This window comes from Bradyrhizobium valentinum (assembly GCF_001440405.1).
Taxonomy (GTDB): Bacteria; Pseudomonadota; Alphaproteobacteria; order Rhizobiales; family Xanthobacteraceae; genus Bradyrhizobium; species Bradyrhizobium valentinum.
The window spans coordinates 1-16,790 of sequence record NZ_LLXX01000148.1 but is presented as its reverse complement, the minus strand read 5'-3'; the positions used below and the strand labels follow the sequence as shown (position 1 = coordinate 16,790).

Sequence of the window (16,790 nt, the reverse complement as noted above, 5' to 3'; positions counted from 1 at the left end):
CGTCAGACTTTTTCGACTTCGGGCCGGCCGAGCAGGCCGGTCGGAAGGAAGATCAGGACGACGATCAGGATCGAGAACGCGGCGACGTCCTTGTACTCGACCGAGAAATACGCCGACCACAGCGTTTCGATCAGGCCGATCAGAAGCCCGCCCAGCATCGCGCCGGGCAGCGAACCGATGCCGCCGAGCACGGCGGCGGTGAACGCCTTGATGCCGGCGACGAAGCCCATGAAGAAATCGACCAACCCGTAATAGAGCAGGTACATCATGCCGGCGACGGCGGCGAGCGCAGCGCCGATCACGAAGGTCATGGAGATGGTGCGGTCGACGTCGACGCCGAGCAGCGAGGCCATGGTCTGATCCTGCTCGCAGGCGCGCATGTCACGGCCGAGCCGGGTGCTCGAAACGAGCCAGGTAAACAGCGCCAGCAGCACGACGGTGGTGATGACGACGATGATCTGGATGTTGGAAAGCTGCACTACGAAACCGCCGGCGCCCTCGTGCAGGGTGTAGCCGCCGGTGATGATCGGGGGCACCGGCTTGACGCGCGCGCCCTGGGCGACCTGCGAATAATTGGTCAGCACGAATGACATACCGATCGCCGAGAGCATCGGCGCGAGGCGGAACGAGTGCCGCAGCGGCCGGTAGGCGATGCGCTCTACCGTCCAGCCATAGAGCGCCGTGATCGCCATCGATACCAGCAGTACCACCAACAGGATAAGGGGAATGGCGGTCAGGCCGAACGAGACCAGGATCAGGAACGTGATCAGCGCGATGAAGCCGCCGATCATGAAAATGTCGCCATGAGCGAAATTGATCATGCCGACGATGCCGTAGACCATCGTGTAGCCGATGGCGATCAGGCCGTAGATCGAGCCGAGCACGAGGCCGTTGATGAGTTGCTGGGCGAAATAATCCATCTGCTGCCGTTCGAGCCTGTTCAGGAGTGAACAGGCTCTATTTTTCCTTTTGACGCGTTTTCTTCACGCGAACCGGTATCCACTTCGCTCGAAAACGCTATGAAGAGCCAGCGACGCGGCGAGAGCTCCGGCAGCCCAAGACGACGCGTCGTGTCATTTTCTAACAGTGGGAACCGGGGGCGGCAACAGCGCTGGCTGCGGCTTATTTGGCTTGTGCAGAGCTAGTTTTGCGGCAGTGGTTCCGGTGCCACAGTCCGAACACGGCCTCGCCGCGGAATGATCCCAGCGGAACCGATGTTCCCTTGCAACGAATGTGCTTGCTCTCCGTTTATTGCAGCTATGGTCAACAATGGAGATCCCTCAATGGCCAACATGAACCAGAATCCGGGCCAGCAGAACCAGAACCCGGGTCAGAAGCCCGGCCAGCAGCAGCAGGGTGGCGGCCAGAAGCCGGGCCAGCAGCAGCAGGATCCGGGTCGTCAGGGCCAGAACCCCAATCGTCAACAGACCCCTGATCAGGACCGCTAGCCGGACTGGTGAGTGAGTAAGAGAAGGTCCTGCCGGAAGGTGGGACCTTTCTTTTATGGGCACCAGTTCGTGTCCTGGACGCGGCGCGGCACCAGCGCGTTCATGCGCGTCTTCGACGCACCATGGTGATGTGACGCAGAGCCGGGACCCAGGTCGGCTGCATCTGGTCCCGGCTCAGCGTCGCACCGCCAAGGGCCGCTGCGCCGCGTCCGGGACACCAGTGCCTCGGCACGGCGCCCGCCGGGCTATCCCTTCAGCAAACCTAGTTCAGCGATGATCGCGCCTGCTTCCTTGACGGCGTGGTTGGCCGCCGGCACGCCGCAATAGATCGCCTGCTGCAGCAGGATTTCCTTGATGTCATCAGGCGTGAAGCCGCCTTCGGCAAGGGCTGCGCGCACATGCAGGCGGAATTCATCCCACTGTCCGAGCGCCACCATGGTGCCGATGACAAGCACGCGGCGGGTGCGGTGATCGAAATGCGGCCGGGTCCAGATATCGCCCCAGGCATAGCGCGTGATCAGGTCCTGGAAGTCGGTATTGAATGCGTTGCGGTTCTTGATCGACTTGTCGACCCATTCATTGCCGAGCACCTTGCGGCGCTGGGCCATGCCGTCGTCGCGGCGCTTGTTGTCGTCCATCAGTGTCTCCTCCCGTCATTGAGCGAAGCGAAGTGAGAGGCCGGCATTCCGGGGCGATGCGAAGCATCGAACTATGGTGCGCAATTGCGCACCTGAGAATCTCGAGATTCCGGGTCTGGTGCTGACGCACCATCCCGGAATGACGGCGTCTCCGTTGTCCCTTACGCTCCTCGCAATGACGTCCTTGGTTGCGGTAACTAGCGTTGCGTCAGGAAGCCGATCACCGCATCGGTGAAGGCGTGCGGCTGCTCGACGTTGGAAATATGCGCCGCATCGAGGATGGTCATGCTGGCGCCGGGAATCCGGCTGCGCATGAATTCGGCGTCTGCGATCGTCGTCGACATGTCGTGGCGGCCGGCGATCACCAGTGTCGGGCTTTTGATTTTGGGCAGCAGCTCGCGCTGGTCGAGCGTCGACAGCGCCTCGCAGCAGGCGATGTAGCCCTCGACCGGCGTGGTCAGCATCATCGCCTTCATGTTGGCGGTGATCTGCGGCTCGCGCTCGCGAAAATCCGCGGTCAGCCAGCCCGCGATCACGGTGTCGGCGACCGCGGCGATGCCGCCTTCCTTTACCGTCTTGATGCGGTCGTTCCAGCGCGTCGGGTCCGGGTAGTGGCAGGTGGTGTTGGCCAGGATGATCTTGCCAAATCGGTCGGGCGCGTTGGCGCCCAGCCATTGCCCGACCATGCCGCCCATCGACAGGCCGCACCAATGGGCCCTCGCGATGTTAAGGTCGTCGAGGATCGCCAGCACGTCGCGGCCGAAACGCTCCAGTGAATAGGGGCCGGGCGGCACGCTCGACTTGCCGTGGCCGCGCCGGTCGTAGCGGATGACGCGGAACACCTGCGTCAGCGCCTTCATCTGCGGCTCCCACATCTGCATGGTCGAGCCCAGCGAATTCGACAGCATCAGCGTCGGTCCGCCGTCGCGGCCTTCGACGGATACGTTGAGCAGGCACCCGTCGGCGTCGATCATCGGCATGGTTCTAAACCTCCGCTGTCATGCGCGGGCAAAAGCGCGAAGCGCGTCTTAACCCCAGGATACCCCCGCGCATCCATCAAAAAACAAAACTCTATTCAAGGAGATGGATTGCCGGGTCAAGCCCGGCAATGACATCAACCTTGGTCCAGCGAAGCGAGCAGGCGGTCGATCAGGGCTTGCGAAGCGCCCTGATAGGCCATCGGCTCGAACAGTTTTGCGATTTCGTCAACGCCGAGCTGCGCAGTGATCTTCAGATCCGCCGTCAGCACGTCGCGCAGATGTTTCTTTTCCTTGACCGCTTTCTTGCTGGCCGCCTCGATCAGATGATGCGCGTCGCTCTTGCCGATCTTTTCGGCGAGCGCCATCGTCACCGCCTCGGCCATGATCAGCCCGTCGGTCGCGTCGAGATTTTGGCGCATCCGCGCGGCATCGACTTCCAGCCCCTCTGCGATATCGACGATCGCCGCCAGCCCGCCCGAAGTGACCAGCAACAGTGTCGGCAGCGTCGGCCATTCCGCGTGCCAGGGGCCGGCGCTGCGCTCGTGATCCTGCACCTGCGCGGCAAAAATCGTCGCCGCGAGATTGGGCGCCATGGTGGCCGCCGCTAGCGCGCTGGCTGCCGCAACGGGATTGCGCTTGTGCGGCATGGTGGAGGAGCCGCCGCGGCCTTCGCCCGAGGGCTCGAACGCTTCGCCGACGTCGGTCTGCATCATCAGCGAAACGTCGCGCGCGATCTTGCCGCAGGTGCCGGCGATGATGGCGAGCACCGAGGCCGCTTCCGCAATGCGGTCGCGGTGGGTGTGCCAGGGCGCGTCGGGCAAGGGCAATTGCAGCTCCTCGGCCAGCTTCTCTGCGACCGCCAATCCCTTGTCACCGAGGGCGGCAAGCGTGCCGGCGGCGCCGCCGAATTGCAGCGCCAGCGTCTCGCCGCGCAGGCGCTTGAGCCGCGCGCGCGAGCGCTGCAGCGCGGCGGCATATTCGGCGAGCTTCAGGGCGAACGGCATCGGCAGCGCATGCTGCAGCCAGGTGCGGGCGACCACCGGGGTGTGGCGGTGCTGACGCGCCAGCCCGGCAAAGCCTGCGATCGCGCGATCGATATCGGTGAGCAGCGCGTCGATGCCGGCGCGAAGGCCGAGCATGGCGCCGGTATCGATGACGTCCTGGCTGGTCGCGCCCCAATGCACATAGCGCGCGGCTTCGGCATCGACCTTGGCGACATCAGACGTCAGCGCCTTGATGAGCGGGATAGCGAGGTTGCCGGATCTGGTCGCGGCATCAGCAAGCGTGGCGAGGTCGAATGATTCGGCCCGGCACGCATTTGTGATCGGGAGAGCTGCGCTCGCTGGAATGACCCCCACCGCGGCCTCGGCGCGCGCCAGCGCCGCTTCGAAATCCAGCATATATTGCAAGGTCGTGGCATCGTCGCAGACCGCGCGCATCGCGGCGCTCGACAGCATCGGGGCAAGCAATGGGGAGAGGGGCGTGCTCATCTTCGTGCGACCTAACCATCCCGGCCTGTCAATGCCAATGCCCTTGTCGCCGTGCACTTGTTGCACTTGCGAATATGCATCGTTTATCGCCCTTCCTTTTGGCCCGGGTGTGCTTTACTTGGGGAAGATCAGGTTAAGGCGATCCAGGAGGCACCCCCCATGGCCATGACGATGAACGGCGAAGTCCAGCTTGCGGCGACGCGCGAGGCCGTGTGGGCCAAGCTGAACGATCCGGAGGTACTGAAGGTCTGCATTCCCGGCTGCGAGGAGCTGGAAAAGACGGAAGACAACGGCTTCCGCGCCGTCGCCAAAATGAAGGTCGGGCCGGTCTCCGCCCGCTTCAAGGGCAAGGTCATGCTCAGCGATCTCGACCCGCCCAACGGTTACAAGATCTCGGGCGAAGGCGAGGGCGGCGTCGCCGGCTTCGCAAAGGGGGGCGCCACGGTGGCGCTGACCGAAAAGGATGGCGGCACCCTGCTGAGCTATAATGTCGAGGCGCAGATCGGCGGCAAGCTGGCCCAGCTCGGACAGCGGCTGATCAATGGCGCGGCCAAGAAGCTGGCCGACGAATTCTTCGCCAATTTCGGCAAGGCCGTGCAGGGCTGATACGGAGCCGGCTGATTCAGAGCCGGCTGATTCCTGCGCGCCGGCCCCGTCCGAACAGGTCGTCAAGTCTTTCAGGCCATGTCCCAGGCGAGGGGCTCCTGAGGTTGCTCATTACCGGGATGGCCCATATTATGGCCTCTGGAATGACTTTAAACGCCTGCGCGGCCGATATGCGGCAGTGCAGCTCAAGAGAGTGGTGATGGCCAAGATTTCCCTGATCGTGAACGGTAACCCCGTAAACGCCAATGTCGATCCCCGTACCTTGCTGGTCCAGTTTCTGCGGGAAAATCTGCGGCTGACGGGCACCCATGTCGGCTGCGACACCTCGCAGTGCGGTGCCTGCGTCGTGCATCTCGACGGCAAGGCAGTGAAGTCCTGCACCACGCTCGCGGTGATGGCCGACGGCCACGAAGTCCGCACCATCGAGGGCCTGGCCGCCGATGGTGCGCCGCTGCATCCGATGCAGGAAGCCTTCCGCGAACATCACGGCCTGCAGTGCGGCTTCTGCACCCCCGGCATGATCATGACCGCGGTCGATCTGGTCAATCGCAAGGGCCATGACCTTCCGGACCATGTCATCCGCGAGGAGCTCGAAGGCAATCTGTGCCGCTGCACCGGCTACCAGAACATCGTTACCTCGATCGCCGCCGGCGCCAAGGCGATGGCCAAATCCGCTTAATCGACAAATCGATTTCATCGCGACCGCGCTCAGGAAGTTCTCATGTACGAATTCAAATATCATCGTCCGGCGACCGTGCGGCAGGCCGCCAATCTTCTGGTGAAGAACGAAGACGCCAAGGTGATCGCCGGCGGCCATACGCTGGTGCCGGTCATGAAGCAGCGCCTCGCCAGCCCGCCGCATCTGATCGATCTCTCTCATATCGAAGGGCTCGACGCCATCGAGATGAAGGGCCGTTCGCTGGTGATCGGTGCGACCGCCAAGCATGCTGACGTCGCGACGTCGCCGATCGTCGGCGAAGCCATCCCGGCGCTGGCCGAGCTCGCGGGCGGAATCGGCGATCCCGCGGTGCGCCACAAGGGCACGCTCGGCGGCTCGCTCGCCAACAATGACCCGACCGCGGATTATCCGGCAGCCGTGCTCGCGCTCGGCGCCACCATCGTCACCAACAAGCGCCGCCTGAAGGCGGAAGAGTTCTTCCAGGGGCTGTTCACGACCGCGCTCGAGAACGACGAGATCATCACGAAGGTGATGTTCCCGCTGCCGAAGAAGGCGGCCTACATCAAATTCCGCAACCAGGCCTCGCGTTACGCGCTGGTCGGTGTGTTCGTCGCCAAGCGGCCGTCGGATGTGCGGGTGGCCGTCACCGGCGCCGGCTCGGACGGCGTGTTCCGCGCCACCGCGTTCGAGGAAGCCTTGAAGAAGCGCTTCTCGCACAAGGTGCTCGACGGTGTCTCGGCTTCTGCTGAGGGACTGAACAGCGATCTGCACGGCAGCGCCGAATACCGCGCGCACCTGATCGGCGTGCTGACGCGCCGCGCCGTCGAAGCCGCGACGGCGAAGTAAGTTTGCCGATTTCTGGCGTATCAAGATTGGCTATCCCATGAGTACATCGGCGCTGCCCAAATCCGTCGATGGCATGCTCGAACTCCTGACCTCGCGCGGCTACCTGGCCGAGCGGTCGCTGGCGACGGTGACCTACCTGTCGCTGCGCATGGGCCGGCCGCTGTTTCTCGAAGGCGAGGCGGGCGTCGGAAAGACGGAGATTGCAAAGGTTCTGTCGGCGGCGCTCGGGCGCAAGCTGATCCGCCTGCAATGCTACGAAGGGCTCGACGTCGCCTCCGCCGTCTATGAGTGGAGCAGCGCCGCGCAGATGATCGCGATCCGGCTGGCGGAAGCCGCCGGCGATACCGATCGCGAGCAGTTGTCGTCGGATATTTTCGCCGAGCGCTTTCTGATCAAGCGCCCGCTGCTGCAGGCGCTGGAGCCGGATGTCGCCGGCGCGCCGGTGCTCCTGATCGACGAACTCGACCGCGCCGACGAGGCGTTCGAGGCGTATCTTTTGGAAATCCTCAGCGACTTCCAGGTCACGATCCCCGAATTCGGCACCATCAAGGCGCCGCATCCGCCGATCGTCATCATCACCTCGAACCGCACGCGCGAGATCCACGACGCGCTGAAGCGCCGCTGTCTCTATCATTGGGTCGATTATCCCGAGGCCGAGCGTGAGCTCGCGATCGTCAAGTCGCGCGTGCCGGGCATTTCCGCAAAGCTGTCGCAGCAGGTCGTCCACTTCGTGCAGGCGCTGCGCGACCAGGATTTCTACAAGTCGCCGGGTGTGGCCGAGACCATCGACTGGGCCACCGCGCTGACCGAGCTCGACGCCCGTTCGCTGACGCCGCAACTGGTCGGCGACACGCTCGGTGCGTTGCTGAAATACCAGGACGACATCGCGCGGATGCAGGGCGACGCGCTGCAGAAGGTTTTGAAGGACGCGACGAGCGAGAGCTAGGGCGCGCGTCGTGACAAACGCACCGTCATTCCGGGGCGTGCGAAGCACGAACCCGGAATCTCGAGATTCTCCGATGTGCAATTGCACATCGTAGTTCGACGCTGACGCGTCGCCCCGGAATGACGGCGGAGGCTACCATGACAACCATCGATCACCTCAATCCGCCGACCGGGCACATGGCCGACAACGTCGTCGGCTTCGCCCGCGCACTCCGCGCGGCCGGAATTCCGGTCGGCCCGGGTGCGGTAATCGATGCACTCAACGCCCTGCAGGCGATCGAGATCGGCCACCGCGCCGACGTCTACGCCACGCTGGAGGCGATCTTCGTCAAGCGCCGTGAGCATATGCTGATCTTTGCGCAGGCCTTCGACCTGTTCTTCCGCGCCGCCGAAGACTGGAAGCACATGCTGGATTCGGTACCGCTGCCGGACCATGCCAAGAAGAAGCCGCCGCCGGCTTCGCGCCGCGTGCAGGAGGCGCTGGCGCAGCCCTCGGTGCGCGACGAGGAGCAGCAGATCCAGGAGCAGGAACTGCGCCTGTCGGTCTCCGACAAGGAGATCCTGCAGAAAAAGGACTTTGCGCAGATGAGCGCGGCCGAGATTGCCGAGGTCACCCGCGCCATCGCCAATATGAAGCTGCCGCAGGCCGAGCTGCGCACCCGCCGTTACCAGCCGGACGGCAAGGGCCTCAAGCTCGACATGCGGCGCACGCTGCGCAGCTCCTTGCGCACCGGCGGCGAGATCATCGACATCAGAAAGCTCGGCCGGATCGAGAAGCCGGCGCCGATCGTGGCGCTGCTCGATATATCGGGATCGATGAGCGAATATACCCGCCTGTTCCTGCATTTCCTCCATGCCATCACCGACGCCCGCAAGCGCGTGTCGGTGTTCCTGTTCGGCACGCGGCTGACCAATGTGACGCGGGCGCTGCGCGCGCGGGACCCCGACGAGGCGCTGGCAAGCTGTTCGTCGTCGGTGGAGGACTGGGCCGGCGGCACCCGGATCGCGACCTCGCTGCACAGCTTCAACAAATTGTGGGGCCGGCGCGTGCTCGGCCAGGGCGCCATCGTGCTCCTGATCTCCGACGGGCTCGAGCGCGAAGCCGACGCCAAGCTGGCGTTCGAAATGGACCGGCTGCACCGGTCGTGCCGCCGTCTGATCTGGCTCAACCCGCTCTTGCGCTACAGCGGATTCGAGGCCAAAGCCCAGGGTATCAAAATGATGCTGCCGCACGTTGACGAATTCCGCCCGGTGCATAACTTGACCTCGATGGAAGGGCTGATCGCGGCGCTTTCGGCGCCGCCCCCGCCGCACCACATGAGCCGCATCCGTTCAGCAGCTTGAAAGGGCACCAAATGCTCAACCGCGACGAAGACATTCTGCAAGCCGCCGAGAACTGGCAGAAGGCCGGCCACGGCGTGGCGCTTGCGACTGTGGTCGAGACCTGGGGCTCGGCCCCGAGGCCGGCCGGCTCCAGCCTTGTCATTAACGATGACGGCACATTCCTGGGCTCCGTCTCCGGCGGCTGCGTCGAGGGCGCCGTGGTCACCGAGGCGCTCGACGTGATCGCCAGCGGCAAGCCCAAGATGCTGGAATTCGGCGTCGCCGACGAGACCGCCTGGAATGTCGGGCTGTCCTGCGGCGGCACCATCCGCGTCTTTGTCGAGAAGGTGGGCCAGTCGTGAAATTGGAAACTCTTACGCAGGTTAATGCCGAGCGCGCCGCGCGCCGTCCGGTCATCGTGGTGACCGATGTCGCCAATGGCGAGCAGCGGCTGGTGAAGGCCAAGGACATCGCCACCGATCCGCTGGGGGGCGAACTAGCCAAGCAGCTCCGCATGGGCAAGAGCGGCATGATCGAGTCCGGCGGCAAAAAACTGTTTCTCAACGTCTACGCGCCGACCGCGCGGCTCGTCATCGTCGGCGCCGTCCATATCAGCCAGGCGCTGGCGCCGCTGGCGCGTTCGCTCGATTACGATGTGACGGTTGTCGATCCGCGCACGGCCTTTGCAAGCCCCGAACGATTTCCAGACGTGCCGCTGGTCGCCGAATGGCCCGATGTGGCGCTGCCGCCGCTCAACATCGATCATTACACGGCGTTCGTTGCCCTCACGCACGATCCCAAGATCGACGATCCGGCGCTGCTGCACGCCTTCGAACGCGACTGCTTCTATATCGGCGCGCTGGGCTCGCGAAAGACCCATGCCAAGCGCGCCGAGCGGCTGAAGGCGCAGGGTGCGTCCGACACAGACATCGCGCGCATTCATGCGCCGATCGGCCTTTCCATCGGCGCAGTGTCGCCGTCGGAGATCGCGGTCGCGATCATGGCCGAGATCACCGCCGAGCTGCGGCTGCCGAAAGAAACTGCGAAGGTACAGGCGGCATGAAGTTCGGTCCCGCCAGTCCGGAAGACGCGATTGGCGGCGTTACCGTCCACACGCTGCGGCAGGGATCGCTGGTGCTCAAGAAAGGCACCACGATCGGTCCCGCCGAGGTCGAGGCGCTCAACAAGGCCGGCGTTGCGGAAATCGTGGTAGTGCGGCTGGAGGAGGGCGACGTCTCCGAAGACGAAGCCGCTGCCAGCATTGCGCAGGCGGTTGCCGGCGAGGGCGTCACGGTCGAGCGCGCCTTCACCGGCCGCTCCAACCTGTTCGCGGCGCAGCCCGGCGTACTGGTGGTCGATCGTGCCGCGGTCGACCGCATCAATGGTGTCGACGAAGCAATAACTTTCGCGACGCTCTCAGCCTTCAAGCCGGTCGTCGAAGGCGAGATGATCGCGACGGTAAAACTCATTCCGTTCGGCGTCGAAGCAAAGCTGCGCGACGTCGCTGTTGAAGTCGCGGGAAAGAACACGCTGCGGATTGCGCCCTATGTCATCAAGCGCGTCGGCGTGGTCTCGACGCTTTTGCCGGGGCTCGCGCCCAAGGTGATCGACAAGACCTTGCGCGTGACGGCGGAGCGGCTGGCCCCGGCCGGCGCCAGCATCATCGCCGAGCGACGCGTGCCGCACGACGAGATGGCGCTGGCGGCCTCGATCAAGGAATTGCTCGGCCTCGGCGCCGAACTCGTGATCGTGTTCGGCGCTTCCGCGATCGCCGACCGCCGCGACGTGATCCCTGCCGCGATCACGGAGATCGGCGGCGCTATCGAACATTTCGGCATGCCGGTCGACCCCGGCAATCTGCTCCTGATCGGCAGCGCCGGCGGCGTGCCGGTGCTGGGCGCGCCCGGCTGCGCTCGCTCGCCGGTCGAGAACGGCTTTGACTGGGTGCTGATGCGGCTTCTCGCCGGGCTGAAGGTCACGCGCGCGGAACTGACCGGTATGGGCGTCGGCGGTCTCCTGATGGAAATCGTCACGCGGCCGCAGCCGCGCACCGTGGCCGATCTCGAAGCCAATCGAAACGTTACCGCCATCGTTCTGGCTGCCGGGCGCTCGACGCGGATGGGCGGCCCCAACAAGCTCTTGGCCGAAATCGACGGCAAGAAATTGGTGCGGATCGTCGCCGAACAGGCGCTGGCCTCGAAAGCGACTGACGTCATCGTCGTCACCGGCCATCAGGCCGAACTGGTCGAGCAGGCGCTGGCAGGCCTCAATGTAAAATTCGTCCGCAACCCGGATTTCGCCGGCGGCCTTGCGTCCTCGGTCAAGGCCGGCATATCGGCGGTGCCAGAAAACGCCGACGGCGCCATCGTCTGCCTCGGCGACATGCCGCTGATCTCTGCCAAACTGATCGATCAGTTGATCGAAACCTTTGCGCCGGACCGCGGCCATCTGATCGCAGTCCCCGTCAGCGACGGCCGCCGCGGCAATCCCGTGCTGTGGTCGCGGCGCTTCTTCAAGGAACTGATGACGCTGGATGGCGACGTCGGCGCCCGCCACCTGATCGCCAAACACACCGAGGCAGTGGCTGAAGTCCCGGTCGACGGCCAGAGCGCCTTCCTCGACATCGACACCCCGCAAGCGCTCGAAGCGGCGCGGCGGTCGTAAAGTAACCACCGCTGTCGTCCCGGCCCTTATGCGCAATTGCGCATCAGGAGCCGGGACCCATATGTGGACGGCCCCCGTGGCACAAGAGCTTTTTTGAGTGAGATCGGATCGCTTGCATCCATATGTCCGGCCTGTAAGTGCGATTGTGTTGATCGCTGGCCAAGATGGTGTGCGCGATGCGAGTTCCAAACAGCCTGGCGACCTGTTGGCGGCCAATGGGTCCCACGGATTGTCTCGCATCGTTGCTCGATCGATCGCTCCATCTGCTCTTGCAGCTTCCGGGTCGGTCGGCGGACGAGCCGCCGGCCGGCCAACCTGTTAAGCGGCGACTGCCGCCGCGGCATTGATCCGCGTCGCGTCGTACGCCTCCCCCGTGACCATCAGCTTCCAGGCGATGCGGGCCACCTTGTTGGCGAGCGCCACGGCCGCGAGCTTCGGCGGCTTGCGCTGGATCAATGCCAGCAGCCAGCGCGAGTGATGGCCGCGGCCACGCCTGGCCTGCTGGATCACCGCGGTCGCCCCGATCACCAGCAGGCGACGAAGGTCCTCATCGCCGGCCCGGGTGATCTTGCCGAGCCTGGTCTTGCCGGCGGTGGAATGGTCCTTGGGCGTGAGGCCGAGCCAGGCCGCAAAGTGCCTGCCGGAGCGGAACGCGCGCGGATCTGGTGTCTTCATCACCAGCGCCGTCGCCACGATCGGGCCGACCGAAGGGATCTGCGCCAGCCGGCGGCCCATATCATCGCCACGGTGCCAGGCCATCAGCTTGGCCTCGATCGCCTCCAGCTCGCCCTCGAGCCGGGTGCATTCGCGGCCCAGCACCGTAAACAGCTCGCGCGCCATCGCGGGAAGCGTCTCGTCCTGGGCAATCTGCGCCAACAACGGCTCGATCTTGTCCAACCCCTTGGGCGCAATCAGGCCATACTCCGCCGCATGGCCGCGGATCGTATTGGTCAAGTGCGCCGGGCGATCAATCCATCGCGGATTCCTGTCAGCATCAATGCAGCCTGCTGCTCGGCGCTCTTTACCGGCACAAACCGCATGCTCGGCCGGCTCATCGCTTCACACAGGCCTTCCGCATCCCGCCAGTCATTCTTGTTCCGCATCACGTAGGGCTTCACCAATTGCGGAGCCATCAGCTTCACCTCATGACCAAGCTTGCGAAGCTCCCGCGCCCAATATTGCGAAGCCCCGCAGGCCTCCATCCCGATCAGCGTCGGCGGCAATTTGGCAAAGAACTCCAGCACCTGCTTGCGCGAAAGTTTCTTGCGCAACACCACCTGCTCCGCCGCATCAACTCCATGCAGTACAAAAATATACTTCGACGTATCCATGCCAATGCGGCTAATCTGCTTCACGGACGGCTCCCTTGTCTGAGATTTGCAACAACCTCATTCTGGCACAACTGATGCCGTAGGGGGCCGTCCACACCATCAGCCAGACCTCATCCTGAGGAGCGCGTCTTCGCGCGTCTCGAAGGATGAATGGCACGAGCGGGGCCACATGGTTCTCCCGGCGATGCGAAGCATCGTCCGGTGACGGCGCATTCGCGCCTCCTCACCATGAGGGTCCAATACACGAACTCCATTCACCAACTGGAAACTCGCCCCCGCTAAAATCCTCGCGTTACCTCGGGGGAGGGGACTTTGATCGTTTCGACCGTCGCGGCACAGCGCCGCGCGCTCTTTATCATTGCGCTGACGCTGATACTGGGCGTCTCGAGCTACATCACCAGGGCTTGGGCGGCGGGCGCATTCGCCGTCGGCAAGTGCGGCGCCTATGGCCAGGCCTATGATTATCCTGCCGAGGCTCCGGCGCGCGCTGCAGCGTTGAAGCAATGCAAGGGCAACTGCACCGCGGTCACCATGAAGCGCGCCTGCGCCGCGTTCGCCGTCGACATGACCAACCCCTGTGGTCCCCACGGCTATGCCGTAAAGCCCAGCATTTCGGGCTCGCTCAACGCCGCGACCAAGAAGTGCTACGAATTCGGCGGCAAGGAATGCGTCATCCGCGCCTGGGCCTGCGACGCCAAGGGGTGATTTTGCTATCGTCATTCCGGGGCAATACGAAGCATCGTCTGGGATTGACATCGAGTCGGAGCCATCATGCAATTCGGTACGAGGGCGCAATGAAACGACTCGCAATCGCATTGGGAATCATCGCCTTAGTCGTCGTACTGTATAAGCTCAAATATCCGACCTACAGCTATCGCTATCGCATGACCGTGAATGTCGAAGTCGACGGCCAGCTCCGTTCCGGTTCGAGCGTGATCGAGGTGAGTGTCAGCAAACAGCCGGTTTTCCTGCCCGGCGTTAATCCGCTCGAATACGCTGAGCGGGGAGAAGCTGCATTTGTCGATCTCGGGAACGGCCGAAATATTGTAGCGCTTCTGGCGTCCGGTCCATTCGCGGAAGGGCATGCCTATCCTGCATTTCTTGTGCCGAAGCATTTCAAGATGAATCTATTTGATGATCACCAACTGGCATCGCTTTCCGAGCTTCGCGGAAAATGGGAGCTGGAGCCTGACAATCTGCCCACCCTGGTGACGTTCGCCAGTTCAACCGATCCTGCGACTGTGAAACTAATTTCTGTCGATCAGATAGAGCAGACATTTGGTCCCGGTGTCCGCTGGCGAGGCGTCACTATCGAGATGACGACTGACGCCATTACAGCAGCCATCGAAGCAAGACTGCCGTGGGTCGCCAAATTTACAGCTGGCTTGTCCGGCAGCAGCGTTGCTCTTTCTCCGGGAAAGTTCACTCTCAACGGTCCCTACTTAAAGAGAACTTAGGCGGAGGTCGGCAGGGTGATGTCTTTGCTTGACGTTGAAGCGTCGCCGCTAATCACTTAATGCCCAGATCACTAGCGGAGTAATCATGCAATTCGACACCAAGATCGCGGTCGTGATCCGGACCGACCTCGAAGCGTGGCAGAAGCTCAACGTCGCGTCATTCCTGGCCGGCGGCATCGCTGCCGCCTTTCCCGAATGTATCGGCGAGCCCTATGGCGACGCATCGGGCACGAAATATCTGTCGCTGATCGGCCAGCCGATTCTGATCTACGGCGCCGACCGGCCGGCGCTTTCGCGCGCGCTCGAACGGGCGCTCGCGAGGAACGTCACGCCCGCGGTCTATACCGAGGACATGTTCAGGACCACGCACGACGCCGCCAACCGCGAGGTGGTCAAGGGCGTGATCCGCGCCGAGCTCAATCTCGTAGGCCTCGCAATGCGCGCCGAGCGCAAGGTGATAGACAAGATCGTCGACGGGCTGAAGTTTCACAGCTAGGCGTTTCGAGCAAGCCTGAGCTGTTGGCCCGGCATTGTGCCATGGCTGCATCGTTGAAGGGTGACCTCAAAGCAGCCGCCGCGCTAACTGCTGAGTTGACTTGGTAAGTCAATCCTCGGACCGGACATCGTTGGTGCAGTGCTCGCCGCGCCAAACAGTCGAACTCATCGCGAGATGCTGGTCTGCCCGCCTAATCCGGCGCTGCGCAATTTAAAAGAAGAACCGAGGAACACCGGCCGTGACTGGCTTGTTCGTTCGTCGGGGCAGCACGAGGAGGCTACCATGAGGACACCTCAGCTCTCCGCATTAATGTTAGCTGTTCTTACCTTCAGCGCCGGCGCCGCGGAACCTCAGAAGCTGTGGGAGGCGAGTGGCTTCAAGAACCCCGAATCGGCGGTATTCGACCGAGCTGCGGGGGCCGTCTATGTTTCGAACGTCAACGGCGATCCGATGAAAAAGGATGGCAACGGCTTCGTTTCGAAGCTCGGGCCGGATGGAAAGGTCGTAACAATCGAGTGGGCCAAGGGACTCGACAGTCCGACCGGGCTCGCGCTTGCCAATGGCAAACTATACGTCGCAGATGTGGACCGGATTGCGGAAATCGACCTCGCCAAGGGCGAAGTCCTGAACCGGTTCGAGGCACCCGGATCCAAGTTCTTGAACGACCTCGCGGCTGACAAGAGTGGACGGATTTACGCTTCCGATATGGTGTCAAACAGCATTTGGGTGCTCGACGGCGGCAAGCTGTCTCTCCTGTTGCAGGATGACGCGCTCGAAAATCCGAACGGGCTCCTCGTCGAAGACGGCCGGCTTGTGGTTGCGTCGTGGGGCAAGATGGCCCCGGACTTCTCAACGAAGGTGCCCGGCCGCATGAAGGCGGTCGATCTCGCGACGAAGAAAGTGTCCGATCTAGGTAGCTCGACACCAGTCGGTAATCTCGACGGCGTCGAACCCGATGGCAAGGGCGGCTATCTTGCCACCGATTGGATGACCGGCGGGCTGTTCCGCATCGCGAGCGATGGCACAGCGACGCGCCTACTTCCACTCGCGAAGGGGAGCGCCGACCTCGGGATGGGACCGGATGGCATCGTCATGATCCCGATGATGATGGAGGGCACTATTGTGGCTTACAGGGTCGATACACGCTGAGAATAGGGATGCGTCTGACCTCGGCCGGGGCGCGGCTTCTGAAACAGCGCCCCCGGCCCACGATAGTCAAGACCACGCACGACGCCGCCAACCGCGAGGTGGTTAAGGCGTGATCCGCGCCGAGCTTAATCTCGTCGGGATCGCGATGCGTGCCGAGCGCAAGGTGATCGACAAGATGGTCGGCGGGCTGAAGTTTCACAGCTAGCAGCGTCCGCACAAGCGCGGAAGCCGAGCAGTAACCGCTTTGCTCCTCAACCCTGCAGTCCAACAAATCCACGCAGCTTTTTGACCGTTTCGTCGGCGTCCTTGGCTTCCTCGGTTGTGAGAACCGTGATCTCGCCAGTACGCCGGTGCAACACGCTATGGTGGATTGGCGCGCCTGACAGGCCGTCGATGTCCGACTTCACCGCGATGTCGTCGATGTCGTCGAGCGCGAACTCGACAGGTTTCTTTTTCCACAGCAGCATTTTTTGCTGCAGCGTTGCCTTGCCGAACTCCTTGTCGAGCGTCAGCGTTGTCGAGCCTGCTTTCAAAGTGAGCTTGCGTGGGGTTTCTTCGATATGAGTCATGGGCAGGTCCCCTGTTGGTTCCCTTTCACATGCCAGTTATCCGATAATTCTAATCCAAAACGCGGCGACCGAACAGGCTGGACGGCGCGGGCGGATGCCGCACCGGTGGCGGTTCGCTGCGCCGCCGCAGGCCCGCGTCGGGCAGTCGGTCGGCGCGGTCGCGGCCTCT

Annotated in this window: 18 protein-coding genes and 1 pseudogene; 13 read left to right on the top strand and 6 right to left on the bottom strand. The window is 63.3% G+C overall.

The features are described from left to right. Positions 1-2 precede the first annotated feature (2 nt). Positions 3-920 (bottom strand): ABC transporter permease subunit, encoded by a 918-nt coding sequence (locus CP49_RS26240; RefSeq protein WP_057853065.1) that lies wholly within the window; start codon positions 918-920, stop codon positions 3-5. A 363-nt stretch (positions 921-1,283) separates the two neighbouring features. Between CP49_RS26240 and CP49_RS46335 the strand changes: the two genes are divergently transcribed. Continuing rightward, positions 1,284-1,448: a hypothetical protein gene (locus CP49_RS46335; RefSeq protein ID WP_197423237.1), complete on the top strand. Its 165-nt coding sequence runs from the start codon at positions 1,284-1,286 to the stop codon at positions 1,446-1,448. A 245-nt stretch (positions 1,449-1,693) separates the two neighbouring features. Here CP49_RS46335 and CP49_RS26235 read toward each other — a convergent pair whose 3' ends face one another. The 3 genes from CP49_RS26235 to CP49_RS26225 all read right to left on the bottom strand — a co-directional run bounded on the left by CP49_RS26235 (position 1,694) and on the right by CP49_RS26225 (position 4,556). After that, on the bottom strand, positions 1,694-2,086 hold the full coding sequence (locus CP49_RS26235; protein ID WP_057853064.1) for a carboxymuconolactone decarboxylase family protein: 393 nt from the start codon (positions 2,084-2,086) through the stop codon (positions 1,694-1,696). Between the two features lie 197 nt (positions 2,087-2,283). Then, on the bottom strand, positions 2,284-3,066 hold the full coding sequence (gene pcaD / locus CP49_RS26230) for a 3-oxoadipate enol-lactonase (RefSeq protein WP_057853063.1): 783 nt from the start codon (positions 3,064-3,066) through the stop codon (positions 2,284-2,286). A 134-nt stretch (positions 3,067-3,200) separates the two neighbouring features. Next, positions 3,201-4,556, bottom strand: coding sequence for a 3-carboxy-cis,cis-muconate cycloisomerase (locus CP49_RS26225; RefSeq protein WP_057853062.1), 1,356 nt, complete (start codon positions 4,554-4,556; stop codon positions 3,201-3,203). Positions 4,557-4,715: 159 nt separating this feature from the next. On the opposite strand from CP49_RS26225, the gene CP49_RS26220 reads away from it, so the two are divergent. The 8 genes from CP49_RS26220 to CP49_RS26185 all read left to right on the top strand — a co-directional run bounded on the left by CP49_RS26220 (position 4,716) and on the right by CP49_RS26185 (position 11,619). Further along, entirely contained in the window at positions 4,716-5,162 is a 447-nt protein-coding gene (locus CP49_RS26220; RefSeq protein ID WP_057853061.1) for an SRPBCC family protein, read from the top strand. A 199-nt stretch (positions 5,163-5,361) separates the two neighbouring features. Then, a complete protein-coding gene (locus tag CP49_RS26215) occupies positions 5,362-5,841 on the top strand; it encodes a (2Fe-2S)-binding protein (RefSeq protein ID WP_057853114.1) in 480 nt (159 codons plus the stop codon). Positions 5,842-5,883: 42 nt separating this feature from the next. Further along, positions 5,884-6,687: an FAD binding domain-containing protein gene (locus CP49_RS26210; RefSeq protein ID WP_057853060.1), complete on the top strand. Its 804-nt coding sequence runs from the start codon at positions 5,884-5,886 to the stop codon at positions 6,685-6,687. Between the two features lie 37 nt (positions 6,688-6,724). Continuing rightward, positions 6,725-7,633, top strand: a complete 909-nt coding sequence (locus tag CP49_RS26205; RefSeq protein ID WP_057853059.1) for an AAA family ATPase — start codon at positions 6,725-6,727, stop codon at positions 7,631-7,633. 137 nt (positions 7,634-7,770) lie between these two features. Then, positions 7,771-8,976: a vWA domain-containing protein gene (locus CP49_RS26200; RefSeq protein ID WP_197423236.1), complete on the top strand. Its 1,206-nt coding sequence runs from the start codon at positions 7,771-7,773 to the stop codon at positions 8,974-8,976. 11 nt (positions 8,977-8,987) lie between these two features. Continuing rightward, on the top strand, positions 8,988-9,317 hold the full coding sequence (locus CP49_RS26195) for an XdhC family protein (protein ID WP_025589337.1): 330 nt from the start codon (positions 8,988-8,990) through the stop codon (positions 9,315-9,317). Then, positions 9,314-10,018, top strand: coding sequence for an XdhC family protein (locus CP49_RS26190; RefSeq protein ID WP_057853057.1), 705 nt, complete (start codon positions 9,314-9,316; stop codon positions 10,016-10,018). Before CP49_RS26195 ends, CP49_RS26190 begins: the two co-directional genes overlap by 4 nt. After that, on the top strand, positions 10,015-11,619 hold the full coding sequence (locus CP49_RS26185; RefSeq protein ID WP_057853056.1) for an NTP transferase domain-containing protein: 1,605 nt from the start codon (positions 10,015-10,017) through the stop codon (positions 11,617-11,619). Before CP49_RS26190 ends, CP49_RS26185 begins: the two co-directional genes overlap by 4 nt. A gap of 318 nt (positions 11,620-11,937) precedes the next feature. Here CP49_RS26185 and CP49_RS26180 read toward each other — a convergent pair. After that, positions 11,938-12,974 (bottom strand): annotated as a pseudogene (locus CP49_RS26180) (IS110 family RNA-guided transposase). A gap of 291 nt (positions 12,975-13,265) precedes the next feature. Between CP49_RS26180 and CP49_RS26175 the strand changes: the two are divergent. The 4 genes from CP49_RS26175 (at position 13,266) to CP49_RS26160 (ending at position 16,052) form a co-directional block, all read left to right on the top strand. After that, positions 13,266-13,655, top strand: a complete 390-nt coding sequence (locus CP49_RS26175) for a DUF4189 domain-containing protein (RefSeq protein WP_057853113.1) — start codon at positions 13,266-13,268, stop codon at positions 13,653-13,655. 89 nt (positions 13,656-13,744) lie between these two features. Next, positions 13,745-14,407 (top strand): hypothetical protein, encoded by a 663-nt coding sequence (locus tag CP49_RS26170; protein WP_057853055.1) that lies wholly within the window; start codon positions 13,745-13,747, stop codon positions 14,405-14,407. Between the two features lie 85 nt (positions 14,408-14,492). Then, positions 14,493-14,903, top strand: coding sequence for a DUF2000 family protein (locus CP49_RS26165; RefSeq protein ID WP_057853054.1), 411 nt, complete (start codon positions 14,493-14,495; stop codon positions 14,901-14,903). Between the two features lie 138 nt (positions 14,904-15,041). After that, complete coding sequence (locus CP49_RS26160; protein WP_156438672.1) at positions 15,042-16,052, top strand: SMP-30/gluconolactonase/LRE family protein; 1,011 nt, start codon at positions 15,042-15,044, stop codon at positions 16,050-16,052. A gap of 251 nt (positions 16,053-16,303) precedes the next feature. Here CP49_RS26160 and CP49_RS26155 read toward each other — a convergent pair whose 3' ends face one another. After that, positions 16,304-16,621 carry a hypothetical protein gene (locus tag CP49_RS26155; RefSeq protein ID WP_057853052.1) on the bottom strand — a complete coding sequence of 106 codons (318 nt, stop codon included), beginning with the start codon at positions 16,619-16,621 and terminating at the stop codon, positions 16,304-16,306. Positions 16,622-16,790 lie beyond the last annotated feature (169 nt).